Origin of the sequence: Chromobacterium sp. ASV23 (assembly GCF_016428945.1) — a bacterium.
Classification (GTDB): Bacteria; Pseudomonadota; Gammaproteobacteria; order Burkholderiales; family Chromobacteriaceae; genus Chromobacterium; species Chromobacterium sinusclupearum.
This window is the reverse complement of the sequence record NZ_JAELTR010000028.1, coordinates 1-15,525: the sequence shown is the minus strand read 5'-3', so window position 1 is coordinate 15,525 and position 15,525 is coordinate 1. Positions and strand designations below refer to the sequence as shown.

The window sequence follows — 15,525 nt, the reverse complement described above, 5'->3', positions numbered from 1 at the left end:
TCGATGCAAGGCTACCAGCTGTCGTTCTTCACCCAGCAAGGGCATCGCCATCATGGCGTGCCGCTGGCCGAGTGGATTCTGCAGGAAGCGCGCCGTCTGGGCATCAGCGGCGCCACGCTGTTCGCGGCCAGCGAAGGATTCGGCACCGGCCGCCGCATCCACGCCGCGCGCTTCTTCGAGCTGTCCGATCAGCCGGAAGAGGTGACGATGGCGCTGAACGCGGTGGAAGCCGACTTGCTGCTGGACCGGCTGCGCGAGGAAGGCGTCAAGGTGTTCTACGTCAAAATGCCCGTCGAATACGGCATGCTGGGAGAAGACTGAAGCCGCGCCGGCCCGCCGGCGCGGAAACGGGCCTGCGGTTAGCCGGCAGGCTGGATGAAAGTGATGTCGTCGAGCTTGGGTAGCGGAATCACCTGGCTGGCCACGCTGGCGAAGTCGATATCGTTTAGCCGCAGGCCGCAATACTGCATGCAGTCATAGGTGCGCAGGGCAATCTCGCCGCTGTTCAGCCCTTTCACCACCGCCCATTGCGTGTAATCCTGGTCCTGGCCGTCCCGCACCGTGCCGCGCGGAATATCGACCGCATTGAGCAGATGGGTAGCCTGCGCATAGGCCTGCCGCAGATCATCGGGCTGATTGGCGAACTGCTTCAGGTAGACGGTGCGGACAAAGCGCGCCGGCGGCGTGGCGTTGCCGGGCAGGCCCGCCAGCCCGCCGCCATGCCCCGGCGGGCTGACCGGCAAGGTGCCGATCTCTCGCAGCTGCGGATCTTCTGGCGTCAGACTCAGGTAATTGCCCAGATTGTCCAGATGCCAGGGAAACCACGGCGCATTGGTACAGACCCCTACCGGGTTATGGTAGATCTTCTGCTGGCCATCCTGGAATTCCACCACCAGCGAACGGCCGTCCTTGTCGACAATGGCGGCATGCAGCGGCAGCTGTTTGGCCAGCCAGTCCGGCAGCCAGAATTGGCGCGTCGGCAGCAATTCGCGCACATCCGACACGCTGCCGCAATGCGCCAGCACCCAGTCGGCGAACAGTGGCGCCAGCACCGTGGTCTCGACACGGGAAAAATCCTGATACCGGGTGCCCGGCAGCCACAACAGGCTGACGCTGAGGCCGGCCTCGTTCAAGCCGTCGGAGACGATGCGCTGGCTGATGCCTGGCAAGGGCAGATTGGTGGAGCTGATGCCGACATAGCCATAGCGAACCGACCACGTCGGCGCATCGGCCATTTTCTGGAAATCCGCGCCGGCCCAAACCGGCTGCTGGAAGGACTCGCCGCGCCGCTGGATATAGAACGCCGGATCAAGCGAACGGGCGAACTCCATAGAGCGGCCCACCACATGATTCCTGTCCTTCGCCTGCAATTGAAAATGCGTGCACATGCCAGGTCTCCTACGTTCGTCCCATGCCCAACCGCCGGACGGCGCCGCCGACAAGGCGGCGACATGGGGTAGACCATAGGAGACCTCGCCTTCAGTTCAGGCGAAACTGATCTTTCGCTCAGGACGCGTCAGAAACTTACCTCAAAGCCGGCCTCGGCCACCGCCGCCGCCAGCTCTTCCGGAGAGACAATGCCCGGATCGTAACTAACCTGAGCCTGCTTGGCCTCCAGGCTGACCGCTGTGTCGCTGACGCCGGCCATGGTGTCCAGCACGTCCTGCACAGTTTTGACGCAGCCGCCGCAAGTCATGCCGTCGATGTTAAGGGTCAAGTCCGCCATATTCATCTCCACTCAATGAAAGTTAAGGATTGATTCAGCGCCAGCGGCGCAACAATAAAGAATTGGACACCACGGAAACCGAGCTGGCGGCCATCGCCGCGCCGGCAATCACCGGATTGAGCAGGCCCAGCGCCGCCAGCGGGATCCCCAGCATGTTATACACGAAAGCAAACGCCAGGTTCTGCCGTATCTTGGCCAGCGTCCGGCGCGACAGCCGGATGGCGTCCACCGCATGGCGCAAGTCGCCGCGCATCAGGGTGATGTCGGCGGCGGAGATCGCCACGTCGGAACCGGACCCCATGGCCAAGCTGACATCGGCCGCCGCCAAGGCCGGCGCATCGTTGACGCCGTCGCCCAGCATCGCCACCTTGCGGCCGGCAGCCTGCAGCTCGCGCACCACGGCGGCCTTGTCTTGCGGCCGCATGCCGGCGCGCCATTCGTCGACGCCGGCCTCGGTGGCGATGCCGCGCGCGGTGGCCGCGTCGTCGCCAGTCAGCATCATCACCCGCACGCCCAGGCTGCGCGCCTGGCACAGCGCCTCGGCCGAGCTGGCGCGCAGAGGATCGGCCAGCCCCAGCCAGCCCAGCGCCTGACCATCCATGCGGACCGCCACCACGGTAGCGCCTGCGTCCTGCCAAGCGCGCGCCTCGTCGGGCATGGCCATGTCCAGCCAAGCCGGCGTGCCGACTAGCACCAGGCCGCGCCCCTCCACCAGCGCCGCGACGCCGCGCCCCACCTCGGCCCGGAAATCGGCGCAAGTCAGCAACGACAGTCCCCGCTCCTGCGCTTTTTGCAGCAAGGCGCGCGCCAAGGGATGCTCGGAGCCGGCCTCCACGCTGGCGGCCAGCTGGATCAGCGCATCCTCATCGCCGCTCAGCGCCAACGTGTGGCGCAATACCGGCCGCCCCTCGGTCAGCGTGCCGGTCTTGTCCACCAGCAGCACGTCCACCTTGCCGGCCCGCTCCAGCGCCTCGGCATTGCGGAACAAAATGCCGCGCCGCGCGCCATTGCCCACGCCCACCATGATGGCGGTCGGCGTCGCCAGGCCGAGCGCGCAGGGGCAGGCGATCACCAGCACCGCCACCGCGTGGATCAAGGCCGCGCTCCAGCTGCCCAGCAGCCAGCCCGTCAATAGAAACGTCAGCAGCGCGACGGCGCTGACTGCGGGCACGAACACGGCGGAGAGGCGATCGGCCAGGCGCTGGATCGGCGCTTTGCTGCCCTGGGCCGCCGCCACCATGCGCACAATCTCCGCCAGCTGCGTTTCGCTGCCCACGCTTTGCGCCCGCACCTTCAGCATGCCATCCTGATTGCGCGTGGCGGCGTAGACCTTGTCTCCGGCGCGCTTGGCCACTGGCCGGCTTTCTCCGGTCAGCATGCTCTCATCCAGCCAGGCCTCGCCCGACACCACCTCGCCATCCACCGGCAGGCTGTCTCCATGGCGCACCACCACGATATCGCCATGCTTGAGTCTATCCACCGGCACGTCGATCAGTTCCCCGCCCTGCTCCACCCGCGCCGTCTTGGGGGCCAGCTTCATCAAGGCGGCGATGGCCGCTGAGGCCTTGCCCTTGGCGCGCGCCTCCAGCAGCTTGCCCAGCAACACCAGCGTGATCACCATCGCGCTGGCTTCGAAATACACATGCTGTCCCGGCAGATTGAGCAGCGTAACCGCGGCGGACAGCAGCCAGGCCATGCTGGTGCCCAGCGCCACCAGCACGTCCATATTGGCGACGCCGCCGCGCAAGGCCTGCCAGGCGCCGCGGTAGAAACGCCAGCCGATGACGAACTGCACGGGAGTGGCCAGCGCCAGCTGCCACAACCGCGGCAGCCAGCCATGATGGCTGCCGGCGAACATGGCGATCATTTCGACCAGGAATGGCAGGGTCAGCGCGGCCGACGCGGCGAACCAGGCCAGTTCGCGTCGATATCGGGCGGCGGAGGCGTCCGCGGCTTTGTCCTCGGTCTCGGGCAGCAACGGTTCGAAGCCGGCGCGGCGCACCGCCGTCAGCACGGCATCCAGATCCATCAGACCTGGTAGCCAAGCCAGCTGCGCCGACTCCCCGGCGAAACTGACGCTGGCGCTGACGCCCGGCAGCTTGCCCAAGACCTTTTCCAAGCGGGCGGCGCAAGCGGCGCAGCTCATGCCGGCGATGCCGAGGCGCATCGACTGCCGCGGCACGGCAAAGCCGCAGCGCTCTATGACTGCCACCAGTTGCTGCGGATTGGCCTGCGCCGGGTCATAACGCAGCTGGGCGCTCTCGCTGGCGAAGCTGACCGCGGCGTCGACGCCGGGCAAACGGTTCAACTGTTTTTCGATGCGGGCGGCGCAGGCAGCGCAGCTCATGCCGGAAACCGGCAGGGTAAGGGATTGCGTCATGACGACCTCCTGCTGCCCATTATATACCCCCCAAGGGTATTAAAGACAAGCGAGAAAGCGTGCATGGACTTTACCCATGGCTGCCAGCGTGTTAACAAATACACCTGAACACAACAATAAGGTGTTGCCCATGCCCCTGAAACGTTATGGCCCCGACTGCGCATTGCTGGTGGTGGACGTGCAGAACAGCTTCTGTCCCGGCGGCGAGCTGGCCGTGCCCGGTGGCGACGAAGTGGTGCCGCTGATCAACCACCTGTCGCTGCTGTTCGAAAACGTGGTGCTGACCCAGGACTGGCATCCGCGCGGCCACATCTCCTTCGCCAGCAGCCATCCCGGCAAGCAGCCCTTCCAGAACATAGACCTGGCCTACGGTGCGCAGACGCTGTGGCCGGACCATTGCGTGGCCGGCAGCCACGGCGCGGCCTTCCATGCCGAGCTGGAAACCGAACGCGCCCGGCTCATCGTGCGCAAGGGCATCCACGCCGCGGTGGACAGCTATTCCGCGTTCGTGGAGGCGGATCGAACCACGCCGACCGGATTGGGCGGCTATCTGAATACGCTGGGGGTCAAGAAGGTGTGGCTAGCCGGTTTGGCCACCGATTTCTGCGTGGCCTGGAGCGCCATCGACGCCCGCGCCGCCGGTTTTGAAACCTTCGTGGTGGAGGACGCCTGCCGCGCGATAGACATCGACGGCTCGCTGGCCGATGCCTGGATGACAATGCGGCAGGCGGGGGTCAAGCGGGTGAGATCGGACGAGGTATGAAACCAATGAGCCGGCTTGTCGCCGGCTGTTTGGCTTGGAACGCGATTCAAAAATGATACTTGATGCCAGCCTGCCTCATGATTTCATTGGCCGTATGCCGAGATTTGATGCCGCTATCAACGGGAAATTTCGTATTGGTGATTGGGCTATACCAGATTTCATGATCACCTTTACCTTGGCGATCAAAGCGGCAGCCATGCTCCTTCAACTTTTTCTTTACCGCTGCGGTAAAGTCAGTCACAAATGACCTCGGTCGAAACCTCTTCCCATTTCAGACGAAAACGGATCTCGCCCTCAGGCAATGGCTGGTCATTCAACTCCAGCAACTCCGGAATACGCACCTTGAGCTTGGCGACAAGCTCCTCACGCGTCGATGCCTCCGCAACCAGCCCTCGGACATCTTTGCTGCTGGCCACCCAAACACCGGCTTCAGCATCTCTGACTGCATGAACTGAAAACGGTTTCATGTCGCTCTCCTGCCATTCTCAATAGAATCAAGGCTCCGCTTCATCATGGCACTGCAAAGATAGAGCGTCAAATCCACTTCCGCTTCCAGAACGCCCACGCCAAGCCACTGGTGAGCAACGCCATCGCGCCCAACACCGCGTGATAGCCATAGCGCCACTTCAGTTCCGGCATGTGTTCGAAGTTCATGCCGTAGATGCCGGCGATCAGCGTCAGCGGCATGAAGATCATAGTCAGCACGGTCAGCTTGCGCATCTGCAGATTGAGCCGGTTGGACTGGGTGGACAGGTACAGGTCCAGCATGTCGCTGACCATCTCCCGGCTCATCTCCAACGATTCCAGCAACTGGATGGTATGGTCATAAGCGTCGCGCAGATACAGCTGGGTTTCCGGCGCGAACAGGCCATCTTCGCCGCGATTCAGCGTCAGCAGCACTTCGCGCAGCGGCAACAGCGCGCGGCGCAGCTTGAGGCAGTCGCGCTTCAGGCGCTGCACCTGGCGCAGCAGGCCGTGATCGTTGCCGGACAGCAGACGGCCATCCACCTGCTCCATGCGCTCGTTGAACCGGGTATGCACCGCCAGGTAATCGTCTATCACCGCATCCAGCAAGGAATAAACCAGATAGTCGGCGCCTTTGCGGCGGACCTGGCCGCGCTGGCGGCGCAGGCGGTCGCGCACGGCATCGAACACGCCGATGGGGCGCGCCTGGAAGGTCAGCACAAACCCCTCGCCCAACACCATGTAAACCTGGTCGGACACCAGCCGGCTGCCATCCAGCGGATAGTCAAACACCCGACTGACGATGAACAGATAATCGCCGTAGTCTTCCACCTTGGGCCGCTGGCCGGCGTTGAGGATATCCTCCAGCACCAGCGGATGCAGCCCAAAATGGCTGCCCAGGCGTTTCATCGCCTCGGGGTCGCGCAGGCCGTACACATTCAGCCAGCGCACCTTGCCGGCCGGAGCCTGCGCCAGGGCCTGCTCGACGTCGCGGCAAACGGTTTCGCTCAGGGTTTCGGCGTCGTATTCGATCCAGCTCAGGCTGGTTTCACCGGGTTTGACCTCGCCGACGGGAATCAGCGCGCCAGGCGCTTCGCCCAGCGACGGGATCTGGCGTTTCAGGACAGGATGGCGCATGCGGCTCCTTGGACATGATGGGAAGGAGGGTCCAGGCGCAGGCCGCGCAATGAAAAGGCCCGGGACAGCCCGGGCCGCGTTACCGCTATATCAGCGTCGGCTTATTCCTGGACGATGTCCAGTTTGAACCCGACAGTCTTCCATTGGTTCACTTCCTGGCGGAAACTGCTGGCGGTCAGCGGATTTTCCTGCAGCCAGGATTGGCTGACTTTCAACTCAAAACCGCTGGCGTTCTGCTTCAGATCCAGCACTTCCGGCAATGCCAGCGGCTGACGGCGGCGATGGAACAGCACGGCGATGCGCAGCGCGACGACGGCCTGCCACAGCGCCGGCTGGCTGATGTACTGCGCCATCTTGCCCATGTCGCCGCGGTGGCCCAGCACGATCGTGGCCAGCGCCGCTTGTTCGCGCTTGGAGAAGCCCGGCATGTCGGCGTTCTGCAGGATATAGGTGGAATGCTTGTGATAGGCGGTGTGGGCGATGGTCAGGCCGATTTCGTGCAGCTTGGCCGCCCAGGACAGCAGCTTCAGCATGTCCTGGTCCACATCCTCGCCGGCCAGCATGCGATACAGCCGCTCGGCCAGTTGATTGACCCGCTCGGCCTGCTGCGCGTCCACGTGATAACGCCGCTTGAACAGCCCCACCGTGCTGTCGCGCATGTCCTTTTCGCGCTGGCGGCCCAAAAGGTCGTACAGCACGCCGTCGCGCAGCGCGCCTTCGGTGACGATCATCTTCTCGACCTGCAGCTCCTCGAACACCGCGATCATGATGGCCAGCCCGCCGGCCAGCACCGGCGCGCGGTCGGCCTTCAGGCCGTTGATCTTGACGGCGTCTATGCTGCCCTGCTTGATCAGCAGCTCGCGCAGCTGCTCCATGCCGTCCAGCGTGATGTCGGAGCGACTCCAGTCATTGATTTCCAGCACGTCGCGCAAGGAGCGCGCGGTGCCGGATGTGCCGACGGCGAGCTGCCATTCGCTGGGCCGGTATTCGTGGCGGATGCGTTGGATCTCGTTGCGCGCGGCCAATACCGCGTCGCGGAAATTGCTGCGAGTGAGCTTGCCGCCGGGGAAGAAGCGCAGCGTGTAGCTGACGCAGCCCAGCGGCAGGCTTTCGGTCACCAGGGCCTTGTAGTGGCTGCCGATGATGAATTCGGTGGAACCGCCGCCGATATCCACCACCATGCGTCGCTCCTTGGTATCCGGCAGCGAGTGGGCGGCGCCCAGGTAGATCAGCCGCGCTTCTTCGCGGCCGGCGATCACCTCGATGGGAAAGCCGAGCTTTTCCTCGGCTTCTTCGATAAAGGCCTGGGCATTCTTGGCGACGCGCAGGGTATTGGTGCCGACGATGCGCACCTGGCCCGGCACAAAACCGCGCAAACGCTCGCCGAAACGGGCCAGACAAGCCAGCGCGCGCTGCTGAGTGTCTGCATCCAGATTTTTTTCGGCGGTCAGGCCGGCGCCCAGACGAACGGTTTCTTTCATCACGTCCAGCGCGTACAGCTGATCGTCCACTACGCGGGAAACCTGCAGGCGGAAGCTGTTGGAACCCAGGTCTACGGTGGCCAATACGGTATGGGGGGGCGTGGTGTGTGTCAAAGACACCCCTTTTCTTGTTCGATGGTTTCTGCCGGGGGCGCGCGGCGCGAAGGCCCGACGCCTCGCCTTGGCAACAAAATGGCGGTAACCGTGAAATGTTACCGCCATTTTGCCTCCCGCGTCATGTCAGGCAAGCGCCCGCGTCAGCGGCCCAGGGTCTCGCGCTTGATGGTTTCCAGCGTGGTGTGGCGGATGTCCTTGCCCTTCACCAGATAGACCACGTACTCGGAGATGTTCTTGGCGTGGTCCCCGATGCGCTCGATGGCCTTGGACATGAACAGCGTGTCGATGGACATGCTGATGGTGCGCGGATCTTCCATCATGAAGGTGATCAGCTGGCGCAGCTCGGAGGCGAAATTCTCGTCCAGCCGCATGTCTTCCTCCGCCAGCTCCAAGGCGGCGGAGGTGTCCAGCCGGGCAAAGGCATCCAGCGCGCGGCGCAGCATGGCCAGCGCCACCTCGGCCATCTTCTCGATTTCGCGGAAGCGCGGCATCTGATAGCGCTCGGACTGATGGATGGTCTTGCCCATGCGCGCGATCTTGGCCGCTTCGTCGCCGATGCGCTCCAGATCGGTGATGATCTTGATCACGGTGAACACGATGCGCAGATCGCTGGCCGCCGGCTGGCGGCGGGCGATGATGTGCAGACAGTCGTCGTCGATGCCGACTTCCATCGCATTGACCAGGGCGTCCTCGGCCGCCACCTTGTCCAGGCGGGCGATATCGCCGGACATCAAGGCATCGACAGCGGACAGGATCTGTTGCTCCACCAGGCCGCCCATTTGCAGCACGCGGGTACGGATGGTTTCCAGTTCCAGATCGAACTGCTTGGAAATATGCTCTGCCATGTCTGCCTCAAGGATCTTGCAAGTAAAAAGAAAATGGTAAGTCGGCAAGATGACAGTGCCGTGACATGTCTTCTCTCCGCGTCGGCAAGGCAATGCCCTTACCAATTAGATCAGCTTAGCGCGGCCTGCCGCCGAGGCAAGACACGCCGCCCAATCGACACAAAAAATTCGGCCAGGCGGGAATCCGGCATCGGTTTGGCCGGCCCGCGCTCAGCGCAGCACGGCCACGCCGTCCTGCTTGCCCAGCAGCAGCACATCGGCGCGGCGGCGGGCGAACAGGCCGCAGGTGACTACCCCGGCGATATGGTTGATGGTTTCTTCCAGCTCCACCGGCTTCATGATCTGCAGGCCGTGCACGTCCAGGATCACATTGCCGTTGTCGGTGGTCACGCCCTGGCGCAGTTCCGGATGGCCGCCCAGGCGCACCAGTTCGCGCGCCACATAGCTGCGCGCCATCGGGATGACTTCGATCGGCAGCGGGAAGGCGCCCAGCATGGTGACGTACTTCTTCTCGTCGGCAATGCAGATGAACTCGTCGGCCACGCCGGCCACGATCTTCTCGCGCGTCAGCGCCGCGCCGCCGCCTTTGATCATGTGCAGGTGATGGTTGATCTCGTCGGCGCCGTCGATGTACACCGGCAGCTTATCCACCTCGTTCAGATCGAACACCGGGATGTGGTGCGCCTTCAAGCGAGCCGTGGAGGCGTCGGAGCTGGACACCGCGCCCTTGATCCGGTCCTTGATGCCGGCCAGTTCCTCGATGAACAGATTGACGGTGCTGCCGGTGCCCACGCCGATAATGGCGTCTTCCGGCACGAATTCCAGCGCTTTCTTGGCAACGGCGAGTTTCAGTTGGTCCTGGGTCAGCATGATGTAGCCTCCTGGCATGTTGTTGTGCCGGCCGAGTCGGCGCCCGGCATGAGCGATGATGTCCAATTATCCCACAAGCAGGCTGTGATGACAGCCGGCGGCAGGGCTAAACCGGGATCAGCAGGCAGACCGCCTGCGCCTCGATCGCCTCGCAGCGGCCAAGGTAGCCCAGCTTCTCATTGGTCTTGCCCTTGACGTTGACCGCGCCGACATCGAGCCCCAGATCGGCCGCGATATTGGCGCGCATGGCGTCGATGTGCGGCGCCAGCTTGGGCTGTTGCGCGATCAGGGTGCTGTCAACATTGACCGGCCGCCAGCCGGCGGCGCGCACCCGCGCGGCGGCCTCGCGCAACAAGACGCGGCTGTCCGCGCCCTTGAATTCCACCGCCGTATCCGGGAAATGGCGGCCGATGTCGCCCAGCGCCGCCGCGCCCAGCAAGGCATCGGTGATGGCGTGCAGCAAGGCGTCGGCGTCGGAATGGCCCAAGAGGCCTTTCTCATGCGGGATCTCCACCCCGCCCAGAATCAGCGGCCGTCCTGCCGCCAGTTGATGCACATCGTAACCCTGCCCGATACGAAACATACTCTTCCCTTAATATGGCAATTCTGCGCTATTGTTCGCCGCGCGCGGCCAGAATGGCCTTGGCCAGGGCCAGATCGCGCGGATAGGTCACCTTGAAGTTTTGCGCATCGCCCTCCACCAGCAGCGGCTTCAATCCCTGCCGCTCCACCGCGGAAGCCTCGTCGGTGATGTCGTCCACCGCGCCCTCACCCAGCGCCCGCGCCAGCAGACCGGCGCGGAACATCTGCGGCGTTTGCGCCAGCCACAAGCCATTGCGCGGCACGGTGGCGGCGACATGGCCCTCAGCGTCCGCCCGCTTGACGGTGTCCGGCACCGGCAAGGCCAGCAGGCCGCCCACCGGATGGCCCGCCAAGGCGGCGATCAAACGCTCCACCGCCGCCACCGACAGACAGCAGCGCGCCGCGTCGTGCACCAGCACCCAGTCGTCCTCGCCTGGCGCCAATGCCGCCAACCCATTGGCCACGCTCTGGGCACGGCTGGCGCCGCCGACGCGGTGCACTTCCAGCTTGGGCAGACGCCAGTCGAAATCATCGAACCATTCGTCTTGCGGCGATATCACCACCGCCACCTTGTCTATCGCCGGCACCGCCGCCAGCGTGGCCAGCGCGTGCCACATCAGCGGCCTGCCGTTCAATTGCAGATATTGCTTGGGGCTGGGCGCGCCGAAACGGCTGCCCGAGCCCGCGGCCGGCACCAGCGCAATCATTTGGGCCATGGCTCAAGCCTCCGCCGGCGCCGGGTTTTCCAGCGCGCGCCAGACGCAGCTGCCCTTGACCGTCTTGTCCAGCACGTCCAAATAGGCTTGGTGCTCGGCCAGCTCGGCCTCATCGGCGGCCAGCACTTTCAAGGGTTTGCGCTCGAATGTCAGGTCGTGGCCGGCATGCCCGCCCGGCACCTCTACCTCGATGTCCATCGCCAGGCTTTCCTGGCCGCGGGTCATCCATAGATAGACTTCCGACAGCAGCTCGCAGTCCACCAGCGCGCCGTGCAAGGTCCGGTTGGAGCGGTCGATCTCGAAACGGTCGCACAAGGCATCCAGGCTATTGCGCTTGCCCGGGAACATGTCGCGCGCTTCGGCCAGCGTGTCGATGACGTTGGCGCACAGCTTGTTGATCGGCTCCATGCCGAGCCGGGCGAATTCGGCATTCAGAAAGCCGACGTCAAACGGCGCGTTGTGGATGATCAGCTCGGCGTCTCGGAGGAAGTCGGCGATCTCTGCCGCCACCTTGGCGTACACAGGCTTGCCTTCGAGGAACTCCAGCGAAATGCCGTGCACGCGCTGGGCGTCGGGATCAATCGGACGTTCCGGGTGGATGTAAAGATGAAGATGCTTGCCGGTGAGCTTGCGGCCAACCATTTCCAGGCCAGCGAATTCGATGATGCGGTGGCCCTGATTCGGGTCGAGACCGGTGGTTTCGGTATCGAGGATAATCTGTCTCATGCTGCTTCCCGGCCGCCACGCCAAGGCGCGGCGGCTGCTTGTTGCTGGCTCAGACCGAAGCCACGCCCTTATTGGCGAGCTGGTCGGCTCTTTCATTGAATTCGTGGCCGGAATGGCCCTTGACCCAACGCCACTCCACTTCCAGGTGGCGATTGCGCTCGGCGTCCAGTTGCTGCCACAGATCGGCGTTCTTCACCGGCTCCTTGGCCGCGGTCTTCCAGCCGCGCGCCTTCCAGCCGTGTATCCACTCCGAAATGCCCTTCTGCACGTATTGCGAGTCGGTATAGACCACCACCCGGCATGGCCGGTTCAACGCCGCCAGGCCGCGGATCACGGCCATGATCTCCATGCGGTTATTCGTGGTGCCGCGCTCGCCGCCGAACAGTTCTTTTTCCTTGCCCTTGAAGCGCAACAGCGCCCCCCAGCCGCCTGGGCCGGGATTGCCCTTGCAGGCGCCGTCGGTATAAATCTCTACCTTGTCGTCAGTCGTCATGCTGTCTCGTTCAATGGCAGGACGATGCGCCGTCCCGCTCGTTTGTTTCCGGCGCCTTGTGCGTGTGCTGGCGTTCATTGCCCGCCACCACGCCCAAAGCGCCCTTGTTCTTGACCGCCTGTTTCCAGGTCGGCGTAATCAAGCGCATGCCTCGCTGGCGCTTGACCGCCTCGATGCCGTACACCCCGGACGCCAGCGGCCACCAGCGCTCGCCGACATCTTCCAGAAAATCGCAGCGCGACAGCCAGTCCTGACGCGAGAACGGCGGCGCGTAAGCCAGAAAAGCCGCCTCTTCCAGCTCCAAATCCAGCAAAGCCAGCCAGTCCTTGATCCGCAACTGGGTAAAAAAGTTGCCGTTCCACGGCGCAGATTCCTTGCCCTGGATCAGCCGACGCACGCCCCACAAGGACAGCGGATTGAAACCGGTCAGAATCAGCCGGCCCTCCGGCATCAGCACGCGGTCGGCCTCGCGCAGCACCTGGTGCGGCAGGGTGGTAAAATCCAGAACATGGGGCATGACCAGCAAGTCCAGGCTGCGGGTCTCAAACGGCAGGAAGGCCGGGTCGCAACGCACGTCCACCTCGCCATGGCCAGCCACCCGGCACTGCCAGGGAATGCGATTGCCGCGCAGACAATCCATCTCCGGCACGCCCACCTGCACCGCATGGTAGCCGAAGGCGTCGGCCACCGCCCGCTCGAAGTATTCCTGCTCGCGCGCCAGCAGATAACGGCCCAGTTCGGTGCCGGTCAGCCAGCCGCCAAACGAATTTTTCATTGAGGAAGGCCTTATGGCAGCCACATTTAGCATCACCCCGATCGGGGCTTTCTCAGACAATTATATCTGAAGAACACGCTCAGAGCGGAAATCACTGAATTCATTGAAATCACCACCCAGCAATAGTTTCAGAGTGAGTCGTAGTGATACAAATAGTGATACATTTCGTGGTACAGTGTCGGTAATCCACAGGCGCAACAGGATATCACACATACCGACATGGCGAAGCCGCTAGCACATACCTACATCAACGCGCATGGCGTGTACTACTTCCAACTTAGACTACCCAAGGACATAGATTGCCTTCGATTGGAAGAACGTTACAACTTGCCTTCTGTTATCCGAAGAAGTCTAGGAACGCGTTACCGTGCCGAAGCTGCCAAAAAGGTAACTCGGCTGCTGGGCGAGCATCTGGAGCTGTTCGATAGGATTCGGGCATCACGCCAGCTAGCTGAGTCCTCTGTAACCCTGCTCAAGAATCTGACACTCTCAGAGGCTGAAGCCATCGCCCTGAAGTATCGAGAGGCCACCGAACAGATAGCGGAAGCCCTTTCAAGCAACGGGACAACAATCGACCACCAAGATGAAAGCTGGACGGTATCCATCAATGCATCAGGGGCCAGAGAGCTGGCTATCAAGCATGGGATCAATCAGGCTAATGGTATGGACGGTTTCCTACAGCAGAAGAACATCAAGCTAGTAGATCAACCATCACAGGAACTAGCGTCAGCAGTCGTGAACAAGACGCTATCCACAATGCTCACAGAAGACCGTTCAACGGCTGTTATAGAGCGTGCAAGGGCCAGAGAGGCTGCATTACCTGTCAGCAATCAGACGCCCTTACAGAGCCTTCTAGCGGCCTTAATCAAGGTCAAGATGCCTACCAAAGCGAGGGAAGCAGCATACAAGGCTGCCGTAGACTGCTATGAGCGCCACTTAAACAGACCTGCAATGCTGCCTGAAGACTTCGATAAGGAACAGCTACAGGAATACAAGGAGGCTGCACTAGCCAAAGGCATGAAGGTAAGCACATGGAACAGCAACCATGCCGCCATTCTGAACATGCTGATCCGCACGGCCTTTGAGGAGGATATCATCCGCAAGCCATTCAAGATTTCAGTGACAGCCGATGAAGAAAAGGCAGTCAGGAAGCAGAATGGTTTGCCACTTCATGACAGGTCTTCAGAAGGACGTAGAGCGGCGTCTGACACTGAAATCAAGACAATGAGAGAGCTGCCAGTAGTCAAGGATAACCCTGAATTCTTCGAGTTTCTGCTCTGCACTGGCATGCGATCCGCAGAGGCTGCACAGATCAAGCCGGGTGATGTGATCGAAGATGCTGAACATGGATTGTTTGTCCGGGTGACGGATACAGAAGGCCGAAGCGTCAAGAATCAATCATCCGTCAGAACGGTTCCAATCCCTTCAGGAGCCTTAACAGAGTTCGTCCGGCATCAGATGGCACAAGGCCATGTGTACATATTCGATGACTTGGAGAAAGGGAGACCAACCAAAGGCCGGGGAGTCTTTCATAGAAGCCCCAAGACTGCCGCTGAACGGGCGCAAACACCAGCCAGACGTGTTGAATGGTTCCGAAAGGAATTCAGCGTCCAGAAGAGAGAAGCGGGCATGGATAGCCGTGTAACGCTTCACAGCTTGCGCCATACATGGAAGCTCAAAGCACGGTCAGCAGGCATTCAAGAGTCCATCAGCGACTACATCACCGGCCATAGCAACAAGAGCAACCAAGTGGCAATGGACTATGGCCAGGGATTTGACACGGTCTATAACCGGCTCAGAGAGGCGTCTGATGCGGTTATGCGTGTTCTTGATAAAGCTGCCTGAAAGTACAGTATGCAGAACTTCCAGCATGAAGGGATACCAAAATCCCTTTTACACGCACATACAGCCGCTCATTGATAAATGAAAAAAGTCATTCGCATAGGCGATCCGACCGACCACGGTGGAAGCGTTACCAGTGCGACATCTGATACTACTTTCTTCGGGAAGAATGTTGCTGTCGTTGGTGACGCTGTCAGCTGTCCAAAGCAAGGGCATACCAATTGTGTAATCGTTGAAGGTGATCCGTCATGGAGCATCGGCGGTAAAGCTGTGGCTCTAGAAGGCCATGCGGTGAGCTGTGGCGCTAAGCTGATAAGCACTCTTGGCCCTGTCTCAAGAGGCTACGAAAGCAGCGTGGCGGACTTCACGCTACCTGCTATGCCTGTTTTTGCTGTTCCCGGTGAGACTGCTGCAAAGTTTGGTAGGCGCTTTCATCTCTGTCTCTTATACACATCTGACGCTGCCGACGACAGCACGGAGGTGTGGGGGTGGGGGGGGGGCGGGGGGTGGGAGGGGGGGGGGGGGGGGGGGGGGGGGGGGGGGGGGGGGGGGGGGGGGGGGGGGGGGGGGGGGGGGGGGGGGGGGGGGGGGGGGGGGGGGGGGGGGG

General features: G+C 62.3%; 17 protein-coding genes and 1 pseudogene. 4 read left to right on the top strand and 14 right to left on the bottom strand.

Features of this window, described 5'->3' with window-relative positions; translation table 11 throughout:
- Nucleotides 1–3 precede the first annotated feature (3 nt).
- On the top strand, nucleotides 4–321 hold the full coding sequence (locus JHD59_RS12660) for a DUF190 domain-containing protein (RefSeq protein WP_199154511.1): 318 nt from the start codon (nucleotides 4–6) through the stop codon (nucleotides 319–321).
- Nucleotides 322–359: 38 nt separating this feature from the next.
- Here the strand turns inward: JHD59_RS12660 and JHD59_RS12655 are convergent, their stop codons facing one another.
- The 3 genes from JHD59_RS12655 to JHD59_RS12645 form a co-directional block, all read right to left on the bottom strand.
- A complete protein-coding gene (locus tag JHD59_RS12655) occupies nucleotides 360–1,388 on the bottom strand; it encodes a linear amide C-N hydrolase (RefSeq protein ID WP_199154510.1) in 1,029 nt (342 codons plus the stop codon).
- 128 nt (nucleotides 1,389–1,516) lie between these two features.
- The gene (locus JHD59_RS12650) at nucleotides 1,517–1,726 is read right to left on the bottom strand and encodes a heavy-metal-associated domain-containing protein (RefSeq protein ID WP_103320800.1); all 210 of its coding nucleotides are present in this window, start codon (nucleotides 1,724–1,726) and stop codon (nucleotides 1,517–1,519) included.
- A gap of 34 nt (nucleotides 1,727–1,760) precedes the next feature.
- Complete coding sequence (locus tag JHD59_RS12645) at nucleotides 1,761–4,106, bottom strand: heavy metal translocating P-type ATPase (RefSeq protein WP_199154509.1); 2,346 nt, start codon at nucleotides 4,104–4,106, stop codon at nucleotides 1,761–1,763.
- 130 nt (nucleotides 4,107–4,236) lie between these two features.
- Here JHD59_RS12645 and pncA point away from each other — a divergent pair, with 130 nt between their 5' ends.
- On the top strand, nucleotides 4,237–4,869 hold the full coding sequence (pncA, locus tag JHD59_RS12640) for a bifunctional nicotinamidase/pyrazinamidase (protein WP_199154508.1): 633 nt from the start codon (nucleotides 4,237–4,239) through the stop codon (nucleotides 4,867–4,869).
- A gap of 46 nt (nucleotides 4,870–4,915) precedes the next feature.
- On the opposite strand, the gene JHD59_RS23325 is transcribed toward pncA, so the two are convergent.
- The 11 genes from JHD59_RS23325 to JHD59_RS12585 all read right to left on the bottom strand — a co-directional run bounded on the left by JHD59_RS23325 (nucleotide 4,916) and on the right by JHD59_RS12585 (nucleotide 13,076).
- The gene (locus JHD59_RS23325) at nucleotides 4,916–5,110 is read right to left on the bottom strand and encodes a type II toxin-antitoxin system HicA family toxin (RefSeq protein ID WP_103320803.1); all 195 of its coding nucleotides are present in this window, start codon (nucleotides 5,108–5,110) and stop codon (nucleotides 4,916–4,918) included.
- A complete protein-coding gene (locus JHD59_RS12630; protein ID WP_103320804.1) occupies nucleotides 5,103–5,336 on the bottom strand; it encodes a DUF1902 domain-containing protein in 234 nt (77 codons plus the stop codon). Before JHD59_RS12630 ends, JHD59_RS23325 begins: the two co-directional genes overlap by 8 nt.
- Before the next feature lie 67 nt (nucleotides 5,337–5,403).
- Nucleotides 5,404–6,471 (bottom strand): magnesium/cobalt transporter CorA, encoded by a 1,068-nt coding sequence (gene corA / locus JHD59_RS12625; RefSeq protein WP_199154507.1) that lies wholly within the window; start codon nucleotides 6,469–6,471, stop codon nucleotides 5,404–5,406.
- 101 nt (nucleotides 6,472–6,572) lie between these two features.
- Nucleotides 6,573–8,066, bottom strand: a complete 1,494-nt coding sequence (gene ppx, locus JHD59_RS12620) for an exopolyphosphatase (RefSeq protein ID WP_233164072.1) — start codon at nucleotides 8,064–8,066, stop codon at nucleotides 6,573–6,575.
- 143 nt (nucleotides 8,067–8,209) lie between these two features.
- Nucleotides 8,210–8,914 carry a phosphate signaling complex protein PhoU gene (phoU, locus tag JHD59_RS12615; protein ID WP_103320807.1) on the bottom strand — a complete coding sequence of 235 codons (705 nt, stop codon included), beginning with the start codon at nucleotides 8,912–8,914 and terminating at the stop codon, nucleotides 8,210–8,212.
- A 210-nt stretch (nucleotides 8,915–9,124) separates the two neighbouring features.
- Nucleotides 9,125–9,784, bottom strand: coding sequence for a ribose-5-phosphate isomerase RpiA (gene rpiA, locus JHD59_RS12610; protein WP_103320808.1), 660 nt, complete (start codon nucleotides 9,782–9,784; stop codon nucleotides 9,125–9,127).
- A gap of 106 nt (nucleotides 9,785–9,890) precedes the next feature.
- A complete protein-coding gene (ispF, locus tag JHD59_RS12605; protein WP_199154505.1) occupies nucleotides 9,891–10,367 on the bottom strand; it encodes a 2-C-methyl-D-erythritol 2,4-cyclodiphosphate synthase in 477 nt (158 codons plus the stop codon).
- A 28-nt stretch (nucleotides 10,368–10,395) separates the two neighbouring features.
- Nucleotides 10,396–11,082: a 2-C-methyl-D-erythritol 4-phosphate cytidylyltransferase gene (ispD, locus tag JHD59_RS12600; protein WP_199154504.1), complete on the bottom strand. Its 687-nt coding sequence runs from the start codon at nucleotides 11,080–11,082 to the stop codon at nucleotides 10,396–10,398.
- 3 nt (nucleotides 11,083–11,085) lie between these two features.
- Nucleotides 11,086–11,808: a DNA polymerase III subunit epsilon gene (dnaQ, locus tag JHD59_RS12595; RefSeq protein WP_103320811.1), complete on the bottom strand. Its 723-nt coding sequence runs from the start codon at nucleotides 11,806–11,808 to the stop codon at nucleotides 11,086–11,088.
- Between the two features lie 49 nt (nucleotides 11,809–11,857).
- Entirely contained in the window at nucleotides 11,858–12,301 is a 444-nt protein-coding gene (gene rnhA, locus JHD59_RS12590) for a ribonuclease HI (RefSeq protein WP_043629931.1), read from the bottom strand.
- A gap of 10 nt (nucleotides 12,302–12,311) precedes the next feature.
- Nucleotides 12,312–13,076, bottom strand: a complete 765-nt coding sequence (locus JHD59_RS12585; protein ID WP_199154503.1) for a class I SAM-dependent methyltransferase — start codon at nucleotides 13,074–13,076, stop codon at nucleotides 12,312–12,314.
- A 219-nt stretch (nucleotides 13,077–13,295) separates the two neighbouring features.
- Here JHD59_RS12585 and JHD59_RS12580 point away from each other — a divergent pair, with 219 nt between their 5' ends.
- Together JHD59_RS12580 and JHD59_RS22795 are read left to right on the top strand one after the other, a co-directional pair.
- Nucleotides 13,296–14,921, top strand: a complete 1,626-nt coding sequence (locus JHD59_RS12580; protein ID WP_233164064.1) for a tyrosine-type recombinase/integrase — start codon at nucleotides 13,296–13,298, stop codon at nucleotides 14,919–14,921.
- Nucleotides 14,922–14,999: 78 nt separating this feature from the next.
- A pseudogene (locus JHD59_RS22795) lies at nucleotides 15,000–15,224 on the top strand (PAAR domain-containing protein); the annotation flags it as partial.
- Between the last annotated feature and the right edge of the window lie 301 nt (nucleotides 15,225–15,525).

What these genes read in the sequence shown, in the direction of transcription:
- JHD59_RS12660 (WP_199154511.1), top strand. Translation starts at nt 4, where the DNA reads ATGCAAGGCTACCAGCTGTCGTTCTTCACCCAGCAAGGGCATCGCCAT.
- JHD59_RS12655 (WP_199154510.1), bottom strand. Translation starts at nt 1,388, where the DNA reads ATGTGCACGCATTTTCAATTGCAGGCGAAGGACAGGAATCATGTGGTG.
- JHD59_RS12650 (WP_103320800.1), bottom strand. Translation starts at nt 1,726, where the DNA reads ATGGCGGACTTGACCCTTAACATCGACGGCATGACTTGCGGCGGCTGC.
- JHD59_RS12645 (WP_199154509.1), bottom strand. Translation starts at nt 4,106, where the DNA reads ATGACGCAATCCCTTACCCTGCCGGTTTCCGGCATGAGCTGCGCTGCC.
- pncA (WP_199154508.1), top strand. Translation starts at nt 4,237, where the DNA reads ATGCCCCTGAAACGTTATGGCCCCGACTGCGCATTGCTGGTGGTGGAC.
- JHD59_RS12630 (WP_103320804.1), bottom strand. Translation starts at nt 5,336, where the DNA reads ATGAAACCGTTTTCAGTTCATGCAGTCAGAGATGCTGAAGCCGGTGTT.
- corA (WP_199154507.1), bottom strand. Translation starts at nt 6,471, where the DNA reads ATGCGCCATCCTGTCCTGAAACGCCAGATCCCGTCGCTGGGCGAAGCG.
- phoU (WP_103320807.1), bottom strand. Translation starts at nt 8,914, where the DNA reads ATGGCAGAGCATATTTCCAAGCAGTTCGATCTGGAACTGGAAACCATC.
- rpiA (WP_103320808.1), bottom strand. Translation starts at nt 9,784, where the DNA reads ATGCTGACCCAGGACCAACTGAAACTCGCCGTTGCCAAGAAAGCGCTG.
- ispF (WP_199154505.1), bottom strand. Translation starts at nt 10,367, where the DNA reads ATGTTTCGTATCGGGCAGGGTTACGATGTGCATCAACTGGCGGCAGGA.
- ispD (WP_199154504.1), bottom strand. Translation starts at nt 11,082, where the DNA reads ATGGCCCAAATGATTGCGCTGGTGCCGGCCGCGGGCTCGGGCAGCCGT.
- dnaQ (WP_103320811.1), bottom strand. Translation starts at nt 11,808, where the DNA reads ATGAGACAGATTATCCTCGATACCGAAACCACCGGTCTCGACCCGAAT.
- rnhA (WP_043629931.1), bottom strand. Translation starts at nt 12,301, where the DNA reads ATGACGACTGACGACAAGGTAGAGATTTATACCGACGGCGCCTGCAAG.
- JHD59_RS12585 (WP_199154503.1), bottom strand. Translation starts at nt 13,076, where the DNA reads ATGAAAAATTCGTTTGGCGGCTGGCTGACCGGCACCGAACTGGGCCGT.
- JHD59_RS12580 (WP_233164064.1), top strand. Translation starts at nt 13,296, where the DNA reads ATGGCGAAGCCGCTAGCACATACCTACATCAACGCGCATGGCGTGTAC.